The 20,251-nt window shown below is 47.1% G+C and carries 16 protein-coding genes and 1 pseudogene; 5 read left to right on the top strand and 12 right to left on the bottom strand.

Going from position 1 to position 20,251, the window contains the following annotated elements; all coding sequences use genetic code 11:
• Positions 1-219 precede the first annotated feature (219 nt).
• A complete protein-coding gene (locus ACIDITHRIX25_RS77300) occupies positions 220-1,788 on the bottom strand; it encodes a hypothetical protein (protein WP_201733110.1) in 1,569 nt (522 codons plus the stop codon).
• Positions 1,789-1,983: 195 nt separating this feature from the next.
• Between ACIDITHRIX25_RS77300 and ACIDITHRIX25_RS77295 the strand changes: the two genes are divergently transcribed.
• A complete protein-coding gene (locus ACIDITHRIX25_RS77295) occupies positions 1,984-2,445 on the top strand; it encodes an aminoacyl-tRNA deacylase (protein ID WP_160291736.1) in 462 nt (153 codons plus the stop codon).
• A gap of 260 nt (positions 2,446-2,705) precedes the next feature.
• Complete coding sequence (locus tag ACIDITHRIX25_RS77290) at positions 2,706-3,563, top strand: deoxyribonuclease IV (protein WP_201733109.1); 858 nt, start codon at positions 2,706-2,708, stop codon at positions 3,561-3,563.
• Here the strand turns inward: ACIDITHRIX25_RS77290 and ACIDITHRIX25_RS77285 are convergent.
• The 3 genes and pseudogenes from ACIDITHRIX25_RS77285 to ACIDITHRIX25_RS77275 form a co-directional block, all read right to left on the bottom strand.
• Positions 3,560-4,342, bottom strand: a complete 783-nt coding sequence (locus ACIDITHRIX25_RS77285; protein ID WP_201733108.1) for an acyl-ACP thioesterase domain-containing protein — start codon at positions 4,340-4,342, stop codon at positions 3,560-3,562. The two genes, ACIDITHRIX25_RS77290 and ACIDITHRIX25_RS77285, sit on opposite strands and share 4 nt — an antisense overlap.
• 511 nt (positions 4,343-4,853) lie before the next feature.
• A pseudogene (locus ACIDITHRIX25_RS77280) lies at positions 4,854-5,468 on the bottom strand (IS1595 family transposase); the annotation flags it as partial.
• A 550-nt stretch (positions 5,469-6,018) separates the two neighbouring features.
• Positions 6,019-6,294 (bottom strand): hypothetical protein, encoded by a 276-nt coding sequence (locus ACIDITHRIX25_RS77275; protein WP_152625873.1) that lies wholly within the window; start codon positions 6,292-6,294, stop codon positions 6,019-6,021.
• 368 nt (positions 6,295-6,662) lie between these two features.
• Here ACIDITHRIX25_RS77275 and ACIDITHRIX25_RS77270 point away from each other — a divergent pair, with 368 nt between their 5' ends.
• A complete protein-coding gene (locus tag ACIDITHRIX25_RS77270) occupies positions 6,663-6,821 on the top strand; it encodes a hypothetical protein (RefSeq protein WP_201733107.1) in 159 nt (52 codons plus the stop codon).
• 598 nt (positions 6,822-7,419) lie between these two features.
• Here the strand turns inward: ACIDITHRIX25_RS77270 and ACIDITHRIX25_RS77265 are convergent.
• Complete coding sequence (locus ACIDITHRIX25_RS77265; RefSeq protein WP_201733106.1) at positions 7,420-9,048, bottom strand: long-chain fatty acid--CoA ligase; 1,629 nt, start codon at positions 9,046-9,048, stop codon at positions 7,420-7,422.
• A gap of 184 nt (positions 9,049-9,232) precedes the next feature.
• Entirely contained in the window at positions 9,233-9,937 is a 705-nt protein-coding gene (locus ACIDITHRIX25_RS77260) for a gamma-glutamyl-gamma-aminobutyrate hydrolase family protein (protein WP_152625872.1), read from the bottom strand.
• A gap of 276 nt (positions 9,938-10,213) precedes the next feature.
• Between ACIDITHRIX25_RS77260 and ACIDITHRIX25_RS77255 the strand changes: the two genes are divergently transcribed.
• Complete coding sequence (locus ACIDITHRIX25_RS77255) at positions 10,214-11,599, top strand: type I glutamate--ammonia ligase (RefSeq protein ID WP_201733105.1); 1,386 nt, start codon at positions 10,214-10,216, stop codon at positions 11,597-11,599.
• Positions 11,600-12,215: 616 nt separating this feature from the next.
• Here the strand turns inward: ACIDITHRIX25_RS77255 and ACIDITHRIX25_RS77250 are convergent.
• The 6 genes from ACIDITHRIX25_RS77250 to ACIDITHRIX25_RS77225 all read right to left on the bottom strand — a co-directional run bounded on the left by ACIDITHRIX25_RS77250 (position 12,216) and on the right by ACIDITHRIX25_RS77225 (position 19,502).
• On the bottom strand, positions 12,216-13,220 hold the full coding sequence (locus tag ACIDITHRIX25_RS77250) for an acetamidase/formamidase family protein (protein ID WP_052604782.1): 1,005 nt from the start codon (positions 13,218-13,220) through the stop codon (positions 12,216-12,218).
• A 25-nt stretch (positions 13,221-13,245) separates the two neighbouring features.
• Positions 13,246-14,463 carry an alpha-hydroxy acid oxidase gene (locus ACIDITHRIX25_RS77245; RefSeq protein WP_160291733.1) on the bottom strand — a complete coding sequence of 406 codons (1,218 nt, stop codon included), beginning with the start codon at positions 14,461-14,463 and terminating at the stop codon, positions 13,246-13,248.
• 73 nt (positions 14,464-14,536) lie between these two features.
• The gene (locus tag ACIDITHRIX25_RS77240; protein ID WP_052604780.1) at positions 14,537-15,298 is read right to left on the bottom strand and encodes an SDR family NAD(P)-dependent oxidoreductase; all 762 of its coding nucleotides are present in this window, start codon (positions 15,296-15,298) and stop codon (positions 14,537-14,539) included.
• 675 nt (positions 15,299-15,973) lie between these two features.
• Positions 15,974-16,726: a GntR family transcriptional regulator gene (locus tag ACIDITHRIX25_RS77235; protein WP_052604779.1), complete on the bottom strand. Its 753-nt coding sequence runs from the start codon at positions 16,724-16,726 to the stop codon at positions 15,974-15,976.
• 462 nt (positions 16,727-17,188) lie between these two features.
• The gene (locus ACIDITHRIX25_RS77230; RefSeq protein WP_201733104.1) at positions 17,189-18,079 is read right to left on the bottom strand and encodes an amidohydrolase family protein; all 891 of its coding nucleotides are present in this window, start codon (positions 18,077-18,079) and stop codon (positions 17,189-17,191) included.
• Positions 18,080-18,482: 403 nt separating this feature from the next.
• A complete protein-coding gene (locus ACIDITHRIX25_RS77225) occupies positions 18,483-19,502 on the bottom strand; it encodes a PfkB family carbohydrate kinase (RefSeq protein WP_052604777.1) in 1,020 nt (339 codons plus the stop codon).
• 205 nt (positions 19,503-19,707) lie between these two features.
• On the opposite strand from ACIDITHRIX25_RS77225, the gene ACIDITHRIX25_RS77220 reads away from it, so the two are divergent.
• On the top strand, positions 19,708-20,130 hold the full coding sequence (locus ACIDITHRIX25_RS77220; RefSeq protein WP_152625871.1) for an SRPBCC family protein: 423 nt from the start codon (positions 19,708-19,710) through the stop codon (positions 20,128-20,130).
• Positions 20,131-20,251: the final 121 nt, after the last annotated feature.

Here is a 20,251-nt window from a genome sequence, read left to right as displayed (position 1 = left end):
TTTTGCCCTTTATACTTTGGCCAAATCTCAGTTGTGCGACTTTGTTTGTGATTTTTCGCCAGATTGACACTGTTTCCCTGATTGTTAGGGCGCGGGCGACGTACTCCGTCGTTCAGTGTCGTATCTCCGTGGTTCGGGATCTTTGAAATAAAAAAGTACCCCCATCCTAACTTTCGTTTGAACGGGGGTACTTTTGCTTGTTCTAGTCAGACTTGTAAGTTACTCAACTGGAGCTTGCGCTTCAACTGGAGCTTGCGCTTCAACTGGAGCTTGCGCTTCAACTGGAGCTTGCGCTTCAACTGGAGCTTGCGCTTCAACTGGAGCTTGCGCTTCAACTGGAGCTTGCGCTTCAACTGGAGCTTGCGCTTCAACTGGAGCTTGCGCTTCAACTGGAGCTTGCGCTTCAACTGGAGCTTGCGCTTCAACTGGAGCTTGCGCTTCAACTGGAGCTTGCGCTTCAACTGGGTCTCCAATTTTGCGTCGGGGACGTGGAGGCGGAGGCATCTTTATTCCAAGGAGTTCAGCTAGGTGAGGTATGCGGCCACTCATCTGCTGTGCGAGGGCCTGTAGTTCAACTGGTGAGTTTTCCGGAAGGCCACTTGGAACAACGAGCTTTCTAATCGGCGACGTCTCAAGGGCGCTTAGCATGGCGCTCCAGTGGTCCGGTGATGAAGCCGGGCTCAAGGTCTGGCTTGCGGCCTCAGAGAGGCGGTTTAGGAGTTCCTCTGGCAATTTAGAGTTAACGTCAGGGGCTCTTGTTGAGGCACGTACAGCCTTGATGCTCTTGTTCTCTGTAAGTGCTTCTTCTATTTGGGCTACCCATTCTGACTCAAGCTTTTCAGTTCGAGCTTTAAGTAGTACCTTTAGTCGACCGAGCAATTCGACGAGCTCTTCGGCTTTAGCCACTCGTTCGCCGAATGAAACTACTGTCTTGATATCGCGAATGGAGATATTGTCGGCGATTGCTAGAGCGGCTTCAGCACGATCTCGCCAAGATGCTCGCTCATATGCAGGTAGAAGCGATTCTGCGATTGCGAGAATTGGATCCGATGGCATAGGAGGCTTAGACTCTTTGGCAAGCTCTTGGTTTTGGGTTGCTATAGCTGTTCTAACAGCAGGTAATCCGCCGGCCATTAGCTGTTCTGCAATTGACTTTTGCTCCTCAGGCACCTCTGCAAGGAAAGCGTTTCTGTGGTGACTCTGGGGAGTCAATCGCGCAAAGCGAACTGGGGCCGGTCGATTGTTCGGGGTCCTAGGTGATTCGTTGCGCTTGCGATTCGCGCCATCGCCACGTGGTTGCCGACTTCCTGTCTTTTGGGCATCATCTGCGCCCTCTGTGGCAGGACGACGGTCGTCGTTGGAACGTGGTTTGAATTCTCGCTTTTCTCGCGGCTTAGAGTCCGCGCCATCACGACGTTCTCGCCTCTCGCCTCTAGGTTTAGCTTCGCCCGTACTAGCTCCACCTTCTTCTTTTCGGCCGCGGGGCTTATCCTTAGAGCGAGATTGTTTTGCTCGCTCGATCGTGGTGAAGGTGCTAATGGGCTTGGGCACGATCTCGATAATATTATTACGTGATTCCTCGCGCTTTTGGGGCGCATGCACGGACTCAACGTATATACCATCGATTTCGAAATTTACTTCAGCCTTTACGACATCGCCAACTTTGGCTCCTTCGTAAAGTAATGACCCTGAAAGTACTCCCTTAGGCTCTTTAGCCCCGGCTTTTCTCCAGGTCCAGGTTTCATCTGGCCTCTTACTGGTTAGCTCTAGTTCCAATCGGGACGACATTGTCTTTAACGTACTCCAGTTTTATTAATCTGCTAGGCAGGTCGCAAAGTGCCGTGCCGTAGTGAACTTTGGTGTTTTAGGTTTTTAACGCCTTAGAGTAGCATAAAGCAAATTAGCGGTAATAGGTGCATTTGATGGATTGTGCTTGTAATGAGTACTCTAGGAATTAACTATTTTCATCTACTAAGGCTCAAGATGTCGCAACCAGATCAAGTTAATTTTGATATAGCCAAGCATAACTTGGAGGTAGTGGACTTTAGCGATTCGACGGCAACTTCCTTGGATGCGTCGCGAGCCCTAGGCGTTGAGATCGGTGCAATCGGCAAGTCGATTGTATTTGTCTCTGATTCGTCAACAGTTGTTGTGTTGATATCTGCGATCAAAAGAGTATCACGCGATAAGGTTCGACTCGTTCATGGCGACTTGAAACTTAGGATTGGTAGTCCAGCTCTAGTCCACCAGAGGACCAATTACTCCGTGGGCGCTGTTAGCCCATTGTCGCTTCCCGATGAGGTCACATTATTCGTTGATAGCGCCTTAGAGGACTTTGATGTTGTTTGGGTTAGTGCAGGTACGCCAACTAGCGTGGTGGCTCTAAATCGAAGTGTGCGAATGGAGCTTTTCGGACCAGCTAGGTACGAATTAGCCGAAGACTGATTTGCACAATTGATTTGCACAATACCCCTGAGGTAGCCCAGAGATAGCTAAATCAGGCAGAGTTGGTTCACGATAGTGGCCTCGAACCTTCACCGATAGTTGGCTTCCTTGTCGCAAGTTCGAGTTAACCTTCCTTGGCTCAGTTGCTTGGCTCACTTAGCTCATTTTTTTAGCACCTGATTTGAAAGTGACTATATATCTCTTTAGTTGGTAGCTGTTTATAGAGATTTTGGTTAGGTTGTTAACTTCGGAGGAACGACATGACAAGGCTGATAGGTGGACACGTATCTGGTGCTGGCGGCGTAGCCAAGGCCATTACACGTGGTGAGGAGATAGGCGCTGGTGTAATTCAAATCTTTTCGAATTCACCTCGGGGCTGGAAGGCCCAGCGGATCTCTTTAAATGGGTTTAGTGATGTTGCTGTGGCGATGGCGGCAACATCAGGAGTCGTATCTAAGATCGTCAGCCACGCGAGTTATCTGATCAATCTAGCATCACCTGACCCCGAACTCTATTTGAAGTCCAAAGCACTGCTGAAAGAGACTGTCAACTATTGCGATGAGATAGGCGTCGAGAGTGTCGTGCTTCATGTGGGTAGCCATAAGGGCGCCGGCTTTGACAGTGCTTTGAACCAGATCGTTGACGCCATTGATCAAGCACTCGAGGGAACCAAGCGAGTGCGATTACTTCTTGAAAATAGTGCTGGAGCCGGTGACTCAGTTGGATCGAGCCTAAGCGAGCTCGCACTATTGGTGTCGACCTCGCAGAGCGTACGTGTTGGGCTGTGCGTCGATACCCAACACCTCTTTGCGAGCGGTTGTGACTATACCGTATCCCAAGAGATGGAGCGTTTTAGCTCGTCGCTTGCGGAGAAGTTCAAAAAAGATGTAATTGGAGCGGTACATCTCAATGACTCCAAGTCAACATGTGGTTCCAACCTCGACCGTCATGAGAATTTGGGCGATGGACACATCGGTTTGGTCGCTTTGGGTCAATTCGTAAATAGCGAGTGGTTTCGAAATGTGGATTTGATCCTAGAGACGCCTGGTGCTGGCGATGGTCCCAGAAGATCTGACGTCGATTTGGTGCAAAGCATGGTTCAAGCAGAACAGAATTAGTTCTGAGCCAACCAGATTGAACATTCACTTTTTTGATTACAGACGAAGTCGATTTGAGCGACCTCACTTTCCAGGTCGTTGATAGCGATCGATAGAGGTCGTCCTATTTCAATTCCTGCACGATACTCTCCAACTACGGTGAAGTGTTGACGGTCATTTTTCGGTGGGTCGTATCGGTTGATTAGTTCTTCAGCGGCTTCGAAATAGGTCGAATTGTTTATGTGTCCCAGCAGGTCATAGTCGGTGAAGCGTGGTGTCCAATCGAGTTTCTTGCCTGTCGTGTGAGGATCAAGTGCTAATCGGTGAGTAACCTGCCTGTCAAATGCTGACGGACCAAAGATGGCTAGGAAGGAGTCTGAAGTGCTCTTTGGGGTGCGGGTTATCGGGTCGGTCTGAATCCAAAGAGAAGATATCTCCACGACTGGTTTTTCTTCAACTTGAATAGTTGTTCTTCTTTGAGCCCATGCTCTTCCTACTCCGGCACAGAATGTGCTGACATTGATTAGGTCCTGGTAGCGAGCGTCACCTAAGAACTCTATTGCGGTTCGACGGACAACCCAAATACCCTCTTGGGAGAGGCCAGAGTCGATTAGATCGCTAGCAGCGATATCCTGGGCTATGCGGACCGCAGAATCAATGCGAAGGCGCCCCATTGTGTCACAATCGCCAAGTCCTAAGCGCCGCTGCGACGTGAAGACCCGACCGGATTTGGGGATCTCAATCAGGGTTAATGGCGATTTACTTATGTTTGTTTCTAGTTGAGCTATTCGGTGATTCATTGCATGGATAACTTAGTTCGATACCCGATCAAATGGTGTCTATGGTGTTTCTAAAGCTATTTTAGAAGTTCGACTTATCCGCATAGGGTTTGACTGCTGAGCGATTTCTTGCATCAAAGCGACCATCGAGAATTGCCAAGGAGAAGGAGCCCATATCAAGTATTACGAACGGTCATAAAGGCAAATTAGAACGAGCAAGGTTCTTCGAATTGGTTAAAGCATCAATGTTGCAGGTGTACGATCTAATGAGAGCCTAAATGTTCATGATTTGCATTTGATCGCTTGGCTTCCTTCAATTTGAGCCCGATCTTTGCATTATGTATCTTAACATTATGAGTAGCATGAGTCTAACGTGGCGTCAGAGATCGTTCTTCGTCGGAGTCTTTTCTCAAAAAGTGATTCCGAACCACTTTTATGTTGGCAGTTCTCAGGTATCTTGGCCCCAAGGGCGGACAGCCATGCTAGGCCGTCACCGGGGAGGAGATTTTGTGTGCATTTTACGGGGCTGTAATCACTGATCTCGCCTGGCTGTATTCGTATACGTACTTATAAACTTTCGCAAGCAAGAGCCATTCCGGAGTAGCGGATGTGGCGACGCAAACACACATGTATTGAGAAGTCGCTCGACCAATGACATTCCAAACCTCCTTCGGTTAAATCGGTAAACGAATTCCTCGAGGTAAAGTTGCTTACGTTCCTCACGTCCGTGATAGGTTCCGTCGATAAATTTTTTGCAGTTTCCAATCAGGGTATTGAACCATTTAAATGTTGCATGTGCCTGTTCGTCTTTGGATAAAGTAACCGAATTTGGTAATCCAAGCTCTCGAGCACATGCCCCATAACTTGGATTACCGTCGCTTATCGGCTTCGTGTCAGAATCTAAACGCTTTACAAAAACATCTTTGAATGATTTGGCGGTGGTGTCTTTGATTACTTCCATAAAGCAATGGATCGGAGCTCCATTGCTAAGCGATACGCCAATTAGGACATTCGTTTGTGTCGTTCCTTTTGCTCTTTAGCCTTCGCCATGGCTCTCACCACCCAAAAAGAACTCATCTACCTGGACGTTTCCTCCAAGTTTGTATAAACCATTACGATCAGCCATTGCTTTTCGTAGCTTATTTAGCCTGAATCCACAGAAATGGACCAGCTTGAGCCCTTCGGTGTGAATCCAAGTCGGTTTTTCGGAACTGATTTAGGTTTGACGGAGGGTCTATGGCTTAAATCTGGTTTCAGAGTGCCAAATATGAGCTATTCCCTTTGTGGTTGAGCCTGTTTGGTTATTTTTGAGATTGTGAAATCTCATTTTGGCCATAGTGACCTAATCCCTTGTCTTCTAGAGCAGTTCCTTCAAGTAATATTCAGTGTGTTAGGTAACCAGATGTTCAGGTGATGGCGATCTCAAACTTTCTGATCCGATCAAGAGCCTCTAAGAACTTATTCATATAGTGCCAGTGTTCTTCAAGATGGAGTATTACTTTTCTAGCTGAACGAGTGATATGTCCTGCGATCTGAAAGTAACACCGTCGAAGCTTTGGTGTGGTGATAACAGTTTCTGTAATAGCACGTATTCGTGCAGTGAATCGTGCCAGGTTGTGTTCAATTGCACCAACCCATCTTTCCTAAAATCAACCTATTCTCCCAGCTAGTTGAGTATGTGGTCTTACGTTGGGACACTACAAATGCGTCGCAATCGTCTTTATCCGTTTAAGGGGATCACTAACTCCTAAGAGACGGTAGATCTCTTTGTGAACCGGCTCAGAAACACCACTGGTGCGGATGTGATAGACAACGCCTTTATCTGATGCAAGAACTATGGTGGCTCGGTGGTGACTAGTGAGTTGATCTTTTCGGGTGCAATTGGTCAAATACACCCACATTCGGTAACCGCTCGTTCCTCGTAGCGGGATTGCGCAATTGTTATGGTGGTTCAGACTTAGGGAGCTTGGCATTCATATGGTTATTCACCATAACTACGCAAAGTTTATCCCTTTGAGGTCACGCAGGAAAACTTGCGACCCTATGAGAGATAGTTAAAGTTAGACGCTTGATTGGAATGTTGCTCGAAATCCCATCGCAGCAGTTTAAGAGTTCCCCAAAAGCCTCAGAATGGTTTTAGTATCTCCGATTATTTATCTCACCAAGGTGAACGGGGAAGTCTAACTATGATTTCTTGACGATATTTGCGCATAAACGAAATATAGATAGATCAAGTTGGATAGGGCGTTCCAAGGCGAGTATTTGCTTTAAGAAGATTTTCTAGAAACAGAAATTCCATCGAGGCCGAAATTTCGCTAGGTTGCTCGTAGCCGGTTAGTTCGTGCACGATTTGATCTCTCGTTGTGCTCTTGGAACCCCAGATGGTAAGGGCTACTGGTTAGTCGCAAGCGACGGTGGAGTCTTCAGCTTTGGTGATGCAGCCTTCTATGGCTCAACAGGTGCAATGAAGCTAAACAAGCCAATAGTAGATATGGCCTAGCAAAACTTCCCACCCGAAGTACTATCAAATGGGGCCAAAGGCGGAGACAACTCCGCTTTTGGCCCTTGAAACTATTGGATCATGTTTTATTTTGCAACTTGGCGCGGAAGATGCCTTGTGGCATAATTATTGGGTATTTCCTGGTAAATACTTTGTCATTGATATCCAAGGTGGGCATCGAGTGGCAGGATTAATTTAGGGTTTCTCTGTAGTTTTCATCAAAACTGTCCTCAATTGGGGATATGGCTGTGACGAAGGCGTCATAGCTTCTTTCTATCTTTGTCTTTTGGTGAGTGGTTTGGCAAAAGTATAAGTGGTTGAGCTCATCAGGTATAAAGTTCGCATATGCTAAGTCACTGAACTTTTACGAGTTCATTCGCGACGGTGGTAACCACCCAAGTCACGGCATATCTCATCTAGAAAGATCTCTAGAAAGATCGCGCTTAGCAGTCTAAAGATCGCTAGCGCGAGTATGATGTCGATGATCTGGCAATAGTGTGCACACATGTAATCCCTCGAATCCCACAGGGACACTAGGAAACTCCTGTTGTTTTAGTAGAGATAATTGCTTCGAAATCGACTCTAATTGTTTGTACCCTTAGTTCTTGTTGTAGCTGCCGGGTTCGTCTTGGCTCGTGAATTTAGCCCTTAGTGTTTTTTTATCGAATTTTCCGACGCTGGTTCGAGGAACCTGATCGATGAATTCGACCTTGTCGGGGAGTTGCCATTTTGCAAATCCTTGAGTTTCAAGATGAGCTTTTATTGATTCAATGTCAATAGTTGCATCTTTGTCCAGAACGACACATGCGAGGGGTCTCTCTTGCCACTTATCATCGGGCATAGCAATCACAGCTGCTTCGACAACTCCTGGCATTGCCATTAGGGCGCCTTCTAGATCGACGGAGGAGATCCATTCGCCGCCCGATTTGATTAGGTCTTTAGTGCGATCGGCTATGACGAAATAGCCATCTGGAGATCCAATTGCTACGTCGCCTGTCTTGAACCATCCATCCTCTGTGAAGGAGTCGGCGCCACGTTCGTGTAGATATGCGCTGATTACCCAAGGTCCGCGTACGTAGAGATTTCCCATTGACGTCCCGTCCCAGTCAACTTGGCTCCATTCGTCATCTCTAAGGGCTACGTCAATTCCTGGTGCTGGAATCCCAGCTTGGCCTCCAACCCGCTCTAGAAGTTCATCTGCGCCAAGGTGGCGCATGGAGTGCTTTGGCCTGGCGACTGTCGCTAATGGTGAGGTTTCGGTCATACCCCAAGCTTGGACGATTGGGATGTTAAAGTTGTCTCTATATCTAGCAATGAGTGCTTTCGGCGGTTGCGATCCACCACAAACTATCTCTCTGAGGCTTAGTTTTAGTTCGCCTCTCGATCGTAATTCTTCTTCTAGACCTATCCATACAGTAGGAACACCTGCAGCAAGTGTTACCTCCTCGTTTATCAGAAGATCCACAAATGAACTGGGGTGTAGATGAGGATAAGCAAATGCAATCTTTGCGCCTGTGGCAATTGCCGCATGAACCATTCCCCATGCTGATGCGTGAAACATCGGCACTACAGGAAGGATGCAATCTGAGATTCCAAAACACATGCCAGCGGGCGATGCTGTATTTAATGCATGGAGAAAGGTGGAGCGGTGCGTGTAAAGCGCTCCCTTGGGCCGTCCAGTCGTGCCTGATGTGTAGCATAGGCCAGCCGCCTGTCGTTCTGGAATAGGTTTTTCGTCGTACTCATCGAGTGCGTTCGAGAGTAGTTCTTCGTATGACTCAAGGCCCTCAATTGAGCTTTGAGGAATTACGTCGTCCATCACGATGATCTTTTTTACGGTGGGAATTTGTTCTGCAATGGCTTCTAGAACTGGGACGAGATCTGGTGTCGTGAAGATGGCTTCGTCTTTTGCGTCGTTGATTATGAAGATTAGGTCCTCTGAAGATAGCCGAGCATTTAAAGTATGAAGTATGCGACCAGTGCATGGAATTGCGAAATAGCACTCTAGATGGCGATAGTTGTTCCAACTTAAAGTGGCGACCTTTGCGTTTTCTGTAAGACCAAGGCCGTCTAAGACGTTCATCAGCTTTTTGCTTCTCTTTGTGAAGTCACCAAAGCTATAGCGGTGGGTCGTCGTTGGAGAAGTTTGCGTGACGATCTCAACGTCACTAAAGTGCGTGTCTGCATGGGCGAGAAGGCGCCATGTATTTAGATCGACGTCCATCATTGACATATTGTTTCCCCCTGAAAATTTATTCTTATCCCCTATAAAGTTAGCCTAAATCTATCGACATTTTTGGTTTGAATGGTTATCGATATATTTAGATGGGAGAAATTTATCGACAGGGCTTGTTCTGTCGATCTGGAGGTTGAAATGTGGAGGTATCCATCTTTGTTGAGGGATCTAAGGTTTAGGAAACAACCCATTCGAAACCAGCTAGATGTCTATCGTCCCTCTGGAATAGCCGCTCTGGATGCCATTGAATTCCCATCAGATTGTTGCCTTCGATGGCCTCAATGACGCCGTCGGGACTATAGGCGACAGGATGAACATCTTTACCGACGTCTTTTACCGCTTGATGGTGAAGTGTGTTTACCATTTCGGCACCTTTCATCTGTGATCCAAGTTCGCTATTACTTTCGAATCGAATGGCATGGGCTAGGTCGTATTCTTGTTTTGGCTTGGAGTGGTCATGAAAGCCAGCACTGACCAGATCTTGATAAAGCGAACCGCCCAGGAAGACATTCAATATTTGCATCCCACGACAGATCGCGAGTATTTTCTTGGATGACGAAAGAGCTGCTTCTATCATCGCCATCTCAAAGCGATCTCTTTGTGGATCAATGGTTTCTAGTTTGGGATGAGGGTCTTGGCCATATAACGCGGGATCGACATCCCAACCACCCGAAATTATCAGTCCATCCAATTGGTCCATTGTGGAGCGGGCGTACTCCGAGAGCGTTATTTCAGATTCGGGGGATTCCAAAAGATTGGTTGGCGCCGCCGAAACGAGAATTGAAAGCGCATTGAGTTTGCTCAAAGCATCGCTGTAGCCAACATGTATCCCGTACCTATGGTCATTTTGCCTGCCAAAGGTTATGCCTATTCTCTTCAACTCTTCCCCTTGATCTACGGTCGCCACAGTCCTAAATTGACTAGTACGGGTTATCGATTTCGTCAATCTTATAAGCACGAGTCGGTGATTTGGCCGCGGAGAGTGCGTTGGTTTCTTTTTGTATTTTATGAACCAAAGAGCAACATCGTGTAAGATCCTTTGTCGTCATAGCAGGGAGATCTCGAGATAGCGGATCAAAGGCGATACTATTGCCTAAGGTGTAGATGGTATTTGGATTGAATATCGAGTTCGAATTCAGCCTAAGAAAGGATTGAAGTGAACGATCTTCTCCACGATCTGAGACAAAAAAATTCATCGTTAGTAAATGGGGTCCATCGCAATCTAGAAAAGAGCGATGTCCGAGCTATTGCTATTTCGTTTATCGATAACTCTGGCATTGCAAGAGCCAAGGCGATTCCTTTTCAACGTCTAGATACGGTTCTGTCTAAAGGTTTATTGATCTCACCCGTTTTGGACACCCATATGGTAAATGACGTCCCTGCTCCCAATGCATATTCAAAAGAACACGAAATTCTTCTCTTCCCAGACATTGAATCCCTATCCTTGGTAGAGGGCGATCCGGGATGGGCCTGGGTAGCTGGGTCGCGATTCAACTTTGACGGTTCGGCCTATGAACTCTGTCATCGAAACATTGCTGGCCGACTACAAGGTGAACTTTCCAAAATTGGCCTTGTAGCACGCATTAGTTTTGAAGTCGAATGGTCTGTTGAACCGATTACTTCCAAGGCCTCGAAAGAGGGAAAAGATACTCCAAACGTTCTGGAGGGTTCCTCTTTTGGGTTGGCTCGTTTGGTGGACGTTGGCGCGTATTGTCTTGAGATCTTAGAAGACTTGGAAGCAGCCGGCGTTGGAGTAAACGAGATCTTTCCTGGTTTTGCTTCTGGCCAGTTTAAGGTTTCAACGGATTCGTACGATATCGTTCGAGCTGGCGATGTGGCAAGTTTGGTTCGTCACGTCATTCGAATTGCCTCTCGGCACCATGACTTGAGAGCATCCTTCTCGCCGACAGTCAGTATTGATGGTCCTTATAATTGTGGTCAGGTTAGATTTGTCTTTCAAAGCTCTGGGAAGAATCTATTTGGAGCCGGTAGCGAATTCGCAGGACTAACACCAGAGGGCGAGGCAATTTTTCGTGAATTGATCTCGGAATTGAATGCGCTTGTCGCGATTGGTGCACCGAGTTATGGCTCATATTTGAGATTCGCCAAAGAGCAACGATCTAAGTCAAAGAGAGTGGCTGGTCTCATTAATCCGAGTTCTTCAATCTCTTTGGTTCCTGCGAATGAGATCTCTGGGGAGGTTGGCGCCTTTGGGCGTATCGGAGTCTTTGATCAAAGTGCTTCGCCATACCTAGTGGGCGCTTCAATGGCTGCAGTTGCGACAGCGGCCATTGAAAAGTTGCGTTCGATCGGTAGCGATACAAGTGGGACGTTAGTTGACTTAGGGGAATTTGAGGATTCACCGTCTTTTCCAACCTCTGTCGATCAAGCAGTTGAGGCATTAAAAGGGAGTCAAGTTTTGATGGACGCCTTTGGACAGGTATTCATCGAAACATTTGCTTCGTTGCGAGTTGCAGAGTCAAATTACCTACAGGGCATTGGTGACCTAGATGCGACCGCTGCAGTCAGATATCGTTACTAGTCATATCAAGACTAGGATCTCGATATGGGATCTATCGCAATAGTGGATGCGATGGTTTTTGCCAACTTATGCGTGATCGGAGATTCCATGTAAGTTGGTTTTATACGGGCGAATCCTTCCCAATCCTATCTTTTGGATCCAGGCACTAAGATCCAAAAGATAGAGGACGCTACTTGGAGCGCTATGATTGATCTGGGTTATTTGGCGTCTTTGGCTCAATCTTACTTTGAGCTTCCGGCCTCTATTGGCGCTTAAGCGACCCTCAAGCGACACTCAAGCGACCCAGTGTTGTCGATATTGTCATCTGTGGCACGTGGCGCGTTGGAGTGAGATCGTCAGAACCCAGGTGCGTTATTTGTGGCGGTGGCCGGGTTCTGGTGTTTCAATCCTCACGCGGTTCCTTCGAGTGATCTTGCGCGAGCTGGCAGATATGGGATCTAGGGTTTTTCACCTTAGCGGCGCATTGGGGATTGACTTTTAGGTTCTGAGTTTTGGTCTAGATTATGTTTTGGTCCAGATTAGGCGAAGGGAAGGACGGAAGTGCTACCATCGCAGTGTTTTTGGCGATTGAGGTACGGACCATATTTATTGCGGGTTAGAGATCAATCGCCGGTGATCAAATCCCAAGCTTTGAGGCAATTGCTCTCAGTTCGTTGTGAATATCATTGTAGATGGATACCCTTGGAAGAAGGTTTTTAGCGACTTTGACTACAACGCTATAGTTTGCATCTACCACATTGGCAATTGGCGCCTTTGAGATCTGCGATAGCAGTTGGTAGGCGTCCATATGGTGCAGCTCGAATAGTTCTTGAAACCAATGAACCATCTCTACTTGTGCAATTCGCCAAGAGTCTTCCATTGGCCTCGATGACCCCACTACCATTAGCTGGTCGTCGCTTTCGATTCTTGGCCAAAGGGGTGCATTACCTTTGATCAGCTCTACTATCAAAGTGGTGGTCATGGCTCCTTCAACTGCGGTTCCGCATGCTTCGCCCTCTCCTTGGCGGTAGTGGCCGTCTCCAAGTGAAAAGAGCGCTCCCTCTACATTTACCCCTAAAAAGCAAGTAACCCCTGGTCTCATCTCAGGTGTATCCATGTTCCCGCCAAAGCGCTCCGGGACAAGGGAAGTTCTTACTTCGGAAGCGCCGGGAGCAACTCCAACGGTTCCCAGCATCGGCTCGATAGGAAGGTCAACTTTAAATTCACTAAAGCGAGCATCATATTCAAGCGTATTCTTTGACCGATTGATATGGTATATCCATGTGGTATCTTCGAGGGGATCCTGAAGGGTTGCGGTTCGATCTGTTGAAGTGAGGCCGCCAAAAAATGGCATTACCGCAGAGACCCCCCAGTCGCGTGCTGGCTTCATTGAGATGAAATGAAGCACCAAGGTATCGCCGGGCTCTGCGCCTTCCACGTAGAAAGGACCTGTTTGAGGGTTGACATAGCGCAGATCTACCTTTTGACTGGAGAGATCTGCTGGTGTTTGAAGGGCATAGTTGAAAGCGTCTTCCGACCAGAGTTCCATGATCGTTCCTGGACGGACCTTAAATAGCGGCTTTGCTCCCCCGAAGGTATAGTTGAATTGCTCTCGTTCTGGTCTAAATTCTATTTTTTCCATCTGCCTGTCAGCCTTTGTAGTTCCCTTATCGACCCTCTCGAGGTCTGATTTTGACGTTTTTCTCTGAAAGTTGATCGATAGATGTAACACCCATCAATCCCATTTGGGTGCGGACCTCCTTGGAGAGGATTTCAAGTGCTCTTGCAACGCCATCTTGTCCACCTGCCATGAGTCCATAGAGATAAGCGCGACCAATAAATACGGCATTTGCACCTAGGGCAATGGCGGCTATGATATCTGCTCCAGTGGTGACTCCGCCATCAATATAGATTTCGTATTCAGCAGGTAACCCAGCACGAATCTTCGGGAGTACCTCCAGTGGTATTGGTGCCATCTCTAGCTGGCGTCCTCCGTGATTGGAGATCCAGATGGCATCGACCCCAAGGTCTACTAAGGTGAGGGCATCCTCGGTTGTAGTTACCCCTTTTGCGATTATCTTTCCTTGCCAATGCTCTCTGAGCCAATGAATATCCTTGGCTGTAATCGCGGGATCAAAGACTTGCCCAACTAGGTCAGCTACAGAGCCCGAAGTGGATTTGAGGTTTGCAAATTCAATAGGGGGTGAAGCCAAAAGATTGAACCACCATCTCGGATGCATTGAAATATCTATCAATGAAGATAGAGAGAGCGTCGGTGGAATTGTAAAACCATTTCTAACGTCGCGATTTCTAAGTCCAGCAATTGGCGTATCTAAGGTCAATGCGACACTGTCATATCCCTCTCTTGCTGCCCGCTCGAGCAGTTCAATGTTGAATAATCTATCCTTCCAAAGGTAAAGTTGAAAGATCTTGCGCGTGGAAGGCGCAGCTTTAGCTAGCTCTTCGATCGAGGTTGTTCCCAGCGTTGACAAGGCATAATGAAGGCCTGAATCCTTAATACCTCGGGCGACGCCCACCTCTCCACTATGGTGCATCAGCCGGGTGAATCCAGTTGGAGCTAGCGCGAAGGGCATTGGACTCTTCACCCCTAAAATTGAGGTAGAGGTATCTATCTTAGAGATGTCGACTAGTAGGCGGGGAGTGAACTCGGCCCTTAGGTAATAGTCTTTTTGACGCCTTAGCGCCTCCTCGGTTCCCGCAGCACCATCGACGTAATCAAAGACGCCCTTAGGGACTCTACGTCGCGCAAGCTCTCGCATGTCGGCGATATCGGCCACGCGGGTCAATCTTGATCTTTCTAGATTGAAGAAGTCGTCGGAGAAGTTCAAATAATTTCCAACATTTCTTAGCCGCGGTCTTTTCATGATTGCTCTCATTGGATCAAGTAGCTAATTATCAAGGGGTTTTTCAATTAAACTGCTCGCTTTGTTTCTACGGCTAGAACTGAATTCCTCGGGTTAGCGCCCCATCGACGACGAGGTTGGTACCAGAGATTCTGCTCGCTGCGGGGCTTGATAAAAATATTACAGCATTGGCGCTCTCTTGCGGTGTTCCCATTCTTCCCGTTGGATTTAGCGCCATCGCCATATCGAAGAGTTGCGGATTTCCATTTTCAATATTTTCCCACACTCCACCCGGAAAGTAAGTATTACCAGGTGAAACCGTATTTGCACGGATATTTTTGTCAGCATAGGTGAAGGCTAGGTGGGCTGAATAGGCGATAATTGCAGATTTGACAGTTCCGTATGGCCCACCTGCAAAGTCGGCTTCGCGCCCCGACACGCTTGAGATATTCACTATCGATCCTTCGCCACGAGCAATTAGATGGGGTAGCGAGGCCTTGCAGATTCTAACTGTACCCATTAGATCGACCTCTAGTGAGAGCTTCCAATTTTCTTCGCTGTCAGGTATGGCAAGTGCACTGACGTTATTAATTACGATATCGAGGCCGCCAAGTTCCGATGCGCTGGCTTCCACCCAATCAGCAACACCTTGTGCATTTCCTATGTCAAGCGTTGTCCCCATCGCTCGAACGCCAAGTGAATTTAAGAGTGTTTGAGTTTCAGCCACTTCTGAGGGGTTACGGGCGCAGAATGCCACGTTGGCACCCTCCTTTGCAAATCCCACAGCAATAGCACGACCAATTCCTTTGGTTCCTCCTGAAATAAGCGCAACTTTGCCTTTGAGGCCAAGGTCCATTTTTTATCACTCCGAATTTAAAATCTTAATTCTCTTCATCGTTTTGGATATCTTCGATGATCTCAATTGCTAACGCCTTCGACGCTTAGGATCCTCTTGTATCCCTAATGCATCTATGAATTATCACAGATGATACCCTACCACACAAGGACGAGTGGTATATTTCTCCCGAATTATTTAAATGACCATGAGTTTTTTGGACTGGGCGAAACGATGAGGTGGTTTCATTGGGTTTTTTGGACCGTCGCTTGGCACTTGCTCTTAGGAGTTTCTGTTTGGTACTTTGCCCTTTTAGATGGAACGATTTGGTAAACAATGGTAGATGGTGGACCTCGTAAATGACTTTTTGGAAGACACCTTGCATCTATGCCTTGCTATTTTGCATTGTGATCTTTAGTATCGAATGATCTTGGGACTTTTATTTTCGAATGGACAAATCGTTAGTTGGTTGATCCAATATGTGGACGTTGGACAATTTTGGACCTATAGGAATGTTGCTTTAATTTCGTGACATAACGCTTTAATTCGAGAGTTGTTTCCCCTCCCTCGATTGCAGAGTATTCTGCAGGGACAGGTGCGAAGGGGCTGAATAAAGGATTGATTTAATTTTTCTTTGTGTCACCCTTGTCTTTTGATTATCGTGTAGTTACTTCCAAGTCATATTTCTCGAGGATGTCAACTATAGAACGTTTGGCTCAATTGCGTTGAATTGGAGGTTTTGGCGGAGTCGAACGAGGAGACGAACCAATATCGGTCTCCTCGAACGATCGTGTCGCGTACTTCGAGTTGAGCCGCGCCGAAATATGTGACTCTTCGGATTGAGAGAGCGGCACTCGGTGATTTACAACCGAGTAGTTCTGATTCTGATGGTGGTAGGACGATTGGCGAGAATCTTTCTTCGCCACTGGTGGGCGAGATGTGACAACGCAGTTCAAGTTCGTCGTAAAGGAATGTGTGCTCAAAGGCTACATTTAGGAGAGGCTTTGCATAACTCATTGGTATGTGCACCTTGTCATGAGCCACTTCTAAGGCGCCCGCATATCTAAGACGTTCTAGGTAGAAGAAGTTGTCGTCGGTCAATTGGAACTGACACGCTAAAGCTTCGTCGATGACGCTACCCTGAAAAAGAACTTTAGAGTTCTGCTGATATCCGCACCGCTCTAATTCGCGAAAGAGCGAATAGATCGAGCCGAGACGCTGTTCAAAGCGAGAGTGTGACAGAATGGTTCCTCGCCCGCGATGGCGAACCACGAGGCCATCTTGTTCCAAGTGACGCACGGCTTCACGAACGGTTTGACGTGAGACTTGATAGTGCTCGATCATCTCCTTGTCCGTTGGAAATCTTTCAGTGAATTCGCCAGAAGATATTCTTCTGCGTAAGTCTTCTAGGAGCTGTGACCAAAGTGGCAGCGGACTTTTGCGATTCAAACCGTACTCCTGTTTTGTAGGGATTATTCTAAGGCAAATTTGTCATAAGATTAGCAGATCGATGCTTTGGATTGACCCTAAGGAAGACGATTGTTACCGTTTTATAAGTTGTGGCTGTGCGCTTCAAATTTGGTAATATCTATGCGGAATGTATCTTTTTTAGTCGGGAATCGTTTCCTAGAGTTCTCGCTAAGCTAGGCCCCACATCTTGTATCATCGCTTGGGTTTAAGTGGAATCTGCCATTCAAAATGCGATTGACCCACTTGAAACATAACCTTTTGGTCGAGATAATTTTTGAGGTATGGGAACCTAGCGCTGATCCGGATCCATGTTAGAGTGATGAACCTTAATTTGTTTTTGAGCAATTTTAGATATCGCAAAGCAAGTTGAGATCACGGTTTGGGTCCGTTTGTACGATGAGATCTGTCGGTGCGATCTATTGGTCTCTGGTTGGTTTTACTTTAGGCGCCGACGTGAAAGAGACGTTTGGCGTTTTCATAGAGGATGGCCCGCAACCATTCATCGCCAAGACCTAAGTTGGCTAGTGATGAAAGTTGGAGGGCATATTGATATGGGATATTGGGGAAGTCACTGCCCAAGAGAATTTTATCTTGGAGTTTTTGCAAGATGGGTAATAAGGAGATAGGAAATGGAGACTGTTCCTGGGTGAAGGGGGTAAAGGCCATGGTGGTATCGAGATAAATGTTAGGGTATCGCTGGGCGAGTTCGATGAATTGAAGATAGTCAGGCATTCCCATATGCGCGATTATCAGATACAGTTCGGGAAATCTTTCCAAGACAGATGAGATGGGGTCAACTCCTGTAAATCTTCCTGATGTTGGTCCTGAGCCTGCATGTATCACGATGGGTATCTGTGATTTTTCTAAGATCGACCATACCTCGTTTAGATTTGGGTCCCTAGGATCGTAGTTTCCCACCTGGACATGGGATTTAAAGACCCTGGCTCCTTCTTGGATTGCAGAAGTTACATATTGAGGTGCGGATTCTTCTGGGTAGAAGGTGGCTGAATGGATGACCGACTTCTGTGATTTGGCAAAGTCTGCGCTCCATTGATTTAGCCACTGTGCCATATCGGCCTTGTGGGGGTAGTTCAATGCGCTATGTGCAATTACTCCGATTTTATCTAGAAACGAAAGACGTTCTGACTGGCTGATTTTGTACTGTATGGGCCAGTGTCGACCAATTAAAGGGCCGGCATCTTCGAAGTATTGCCAAACCTTCGCCATCACATTGTCTGGCATGAAGTGGATATGGATGTCGATTATTCCTGGTAATGAAAGGGACTTGACAAAGTCGTTGATCTCGTGGTCTTGAAGTGTAATTTGGGCCAACTTTGATCTCCTATTGATCGATACTTGCTACCTTCGGAATCGTTAAATTGCGATCGATGGTAAATTGCGACAGCAAAACTTTCCTATGATCCTAACTTAGCGCCCTGATGGGAACTTTTCAGAGAAATACCAATACAGCGATTTGTGCGATTGAAGATTGGGGTTGGTGATTAGGGTTCGTTGGACCCAAAGCGTTCTGGTAATTGACCCAGATGGGACCTACTCGGGGATGCTTGTTTTTGAGAACTCTCGATCGTCGATTGAAATTGCAATAATTGGGTGATTTATGAGGGCGGCTCACCTTCGTCTTCCAGCACCTCTAGGGCTGGTAAAAATCACTATACCGATTAGATCGTGAGAGCTTAAATGGCGTTAACTTTTATAAGTTCACATTCCTTCGAAACTACAGATCGGACCAGCCTTCTATGGAGGATACCTCAGGGGCCCACGGGGGTTCGGCTCCTTGCTTGGTGCAGTTTAGAGCAGCTATTAGAGCAGCGGCTTTAGCGGCTTTAGTGACTTGGCCTATGTCGTTGATTTCATTTCGGCTTAGTTTGGACTTTAACCACCAGGCAATGAATCCTCCGACAAATGCGTCTCCAGCACCTACGGTGTCAGCGATCCTAACAATAGGTATCTCTACGAATGCGGTTTGATCCCCAATGTAGATCTCTATAGGTGCCCCACCACGGGTTACGAGGATACATCGTGGCCCTTGAGCAAGAAGCGATTTAGCGGCATTTGCAATCTCTAGCCCGGGGAATAGGTAATCCAGATCTTCATCACTGACTTTTATGACATCACAGCGTTTGTATAGTCTTGTGAGTCTTGCGATATATAGATCCTTGTCGGCGATTGCAGTGGGCCTGCAATTTGGATCTATGACGACAAGGGTATCTTCCGCAGCGCTGGATAAAATTACCTCTGCTACAGAAGCCATGGGTTCTACTACTAGTCCTAAAGTACCGGCATAAATTGCGCCGATAGGCCTTTTGCATTGATCCATGAATGCGCTAACTTCGTCCGTGTTGATTTGAAAAGCGGAGGTTCTATCTAGATGGAAGCCATAAGTTGTCTTACCTTGGTCTTGGTTTACCACCGCTAGGGGAGTGGGTAGTTGAATTTCATCGGGTAGCCCAAGGATTACTCCGTCTTTTTGGAGTCCGACTCGAATCTTGCGCCCGAAGACGTCCCAGGAAAGTCGACTAAAGAGATATGAGTGGCCCTTTAATCTAGAGATCGTTCTAGCGACGTTTAGCGGTCCACCGCCAGGAATTGCCCTAATAGCGCTATCTTCGCTTACAAAGAGGTCTACGAGGTTTTCTCCCAAGATTACAGCAGCCGGTTTGGATTCTAAGGTTTGGTCGTCTCTCGCATTGCCGGTCGAATCTTCGATGGCTATCTCGTTTTGGCTTTGGGGCATATCTCACCTGTCACGCGTGACTTTCATCTTGCTTAAATCATGATAGAAGCGAATTGGAGATTTGCATAAGAGATTTGATTACCCATTGGAGAGTTGGGTAACTTCCATATCCGGATTTGTAACCTAGCACCTTGAGGGCTGAATCGTGGAGCGAGGTCTTGGATCCAAGGGACGAAAATATAATAAGCGCGTATACTATATATTTATGGAAAAAGTGATTGCTGTAGCTCGAGCGTCCTCAAAGGTAGCTCCATCGACTTTCTACGATCGCTGGCTGGACCTTGGGAGTTGGAGTGATTGGGATTTAGATGTCGAGTGGGCCACTCTTGTGGGACCTATGATTCAAGGTGGCGTTGGAGAGATGAAGCCAAAAAGGGGACCGAAGGTTTCTATCAAAATTGAGTCATTGGAGTTAGGTAGCTCTTTTGTCAATAGCTCACGGTTGGTCGGTGCCAAATTGATATTTGGTCATTTTCTCTTGGCCCGCGAAGATGGTGGAAGCGACATCGAGGTAGCGGTTTCACTTTCAGGGCCAATGACCTGGATGTGGCGACGTATTTTGGCTCCAGGTATTCGCTCAAATACCAAAGCCAGTTTAGATCGCCTGGTAGAGATGGTTGAAAATTAGGTTTTAGAACTTCGCAGTGATTATAAGGGCCGCTTTGGTTGCCGGATCGCAAGAGCTATTTAACCTTCAGTGGCCACCAAGATTACTTTAGCTATGCCATTGTTAGATTTTGACTATGCTT

The organism is Acidithrix sp. C25, assembly GCF_904848545.2.
Note: the sequence above shows the minus strand (reverse complement) of the source record. Positions and strands in the feature narration are given on the sequence as shown.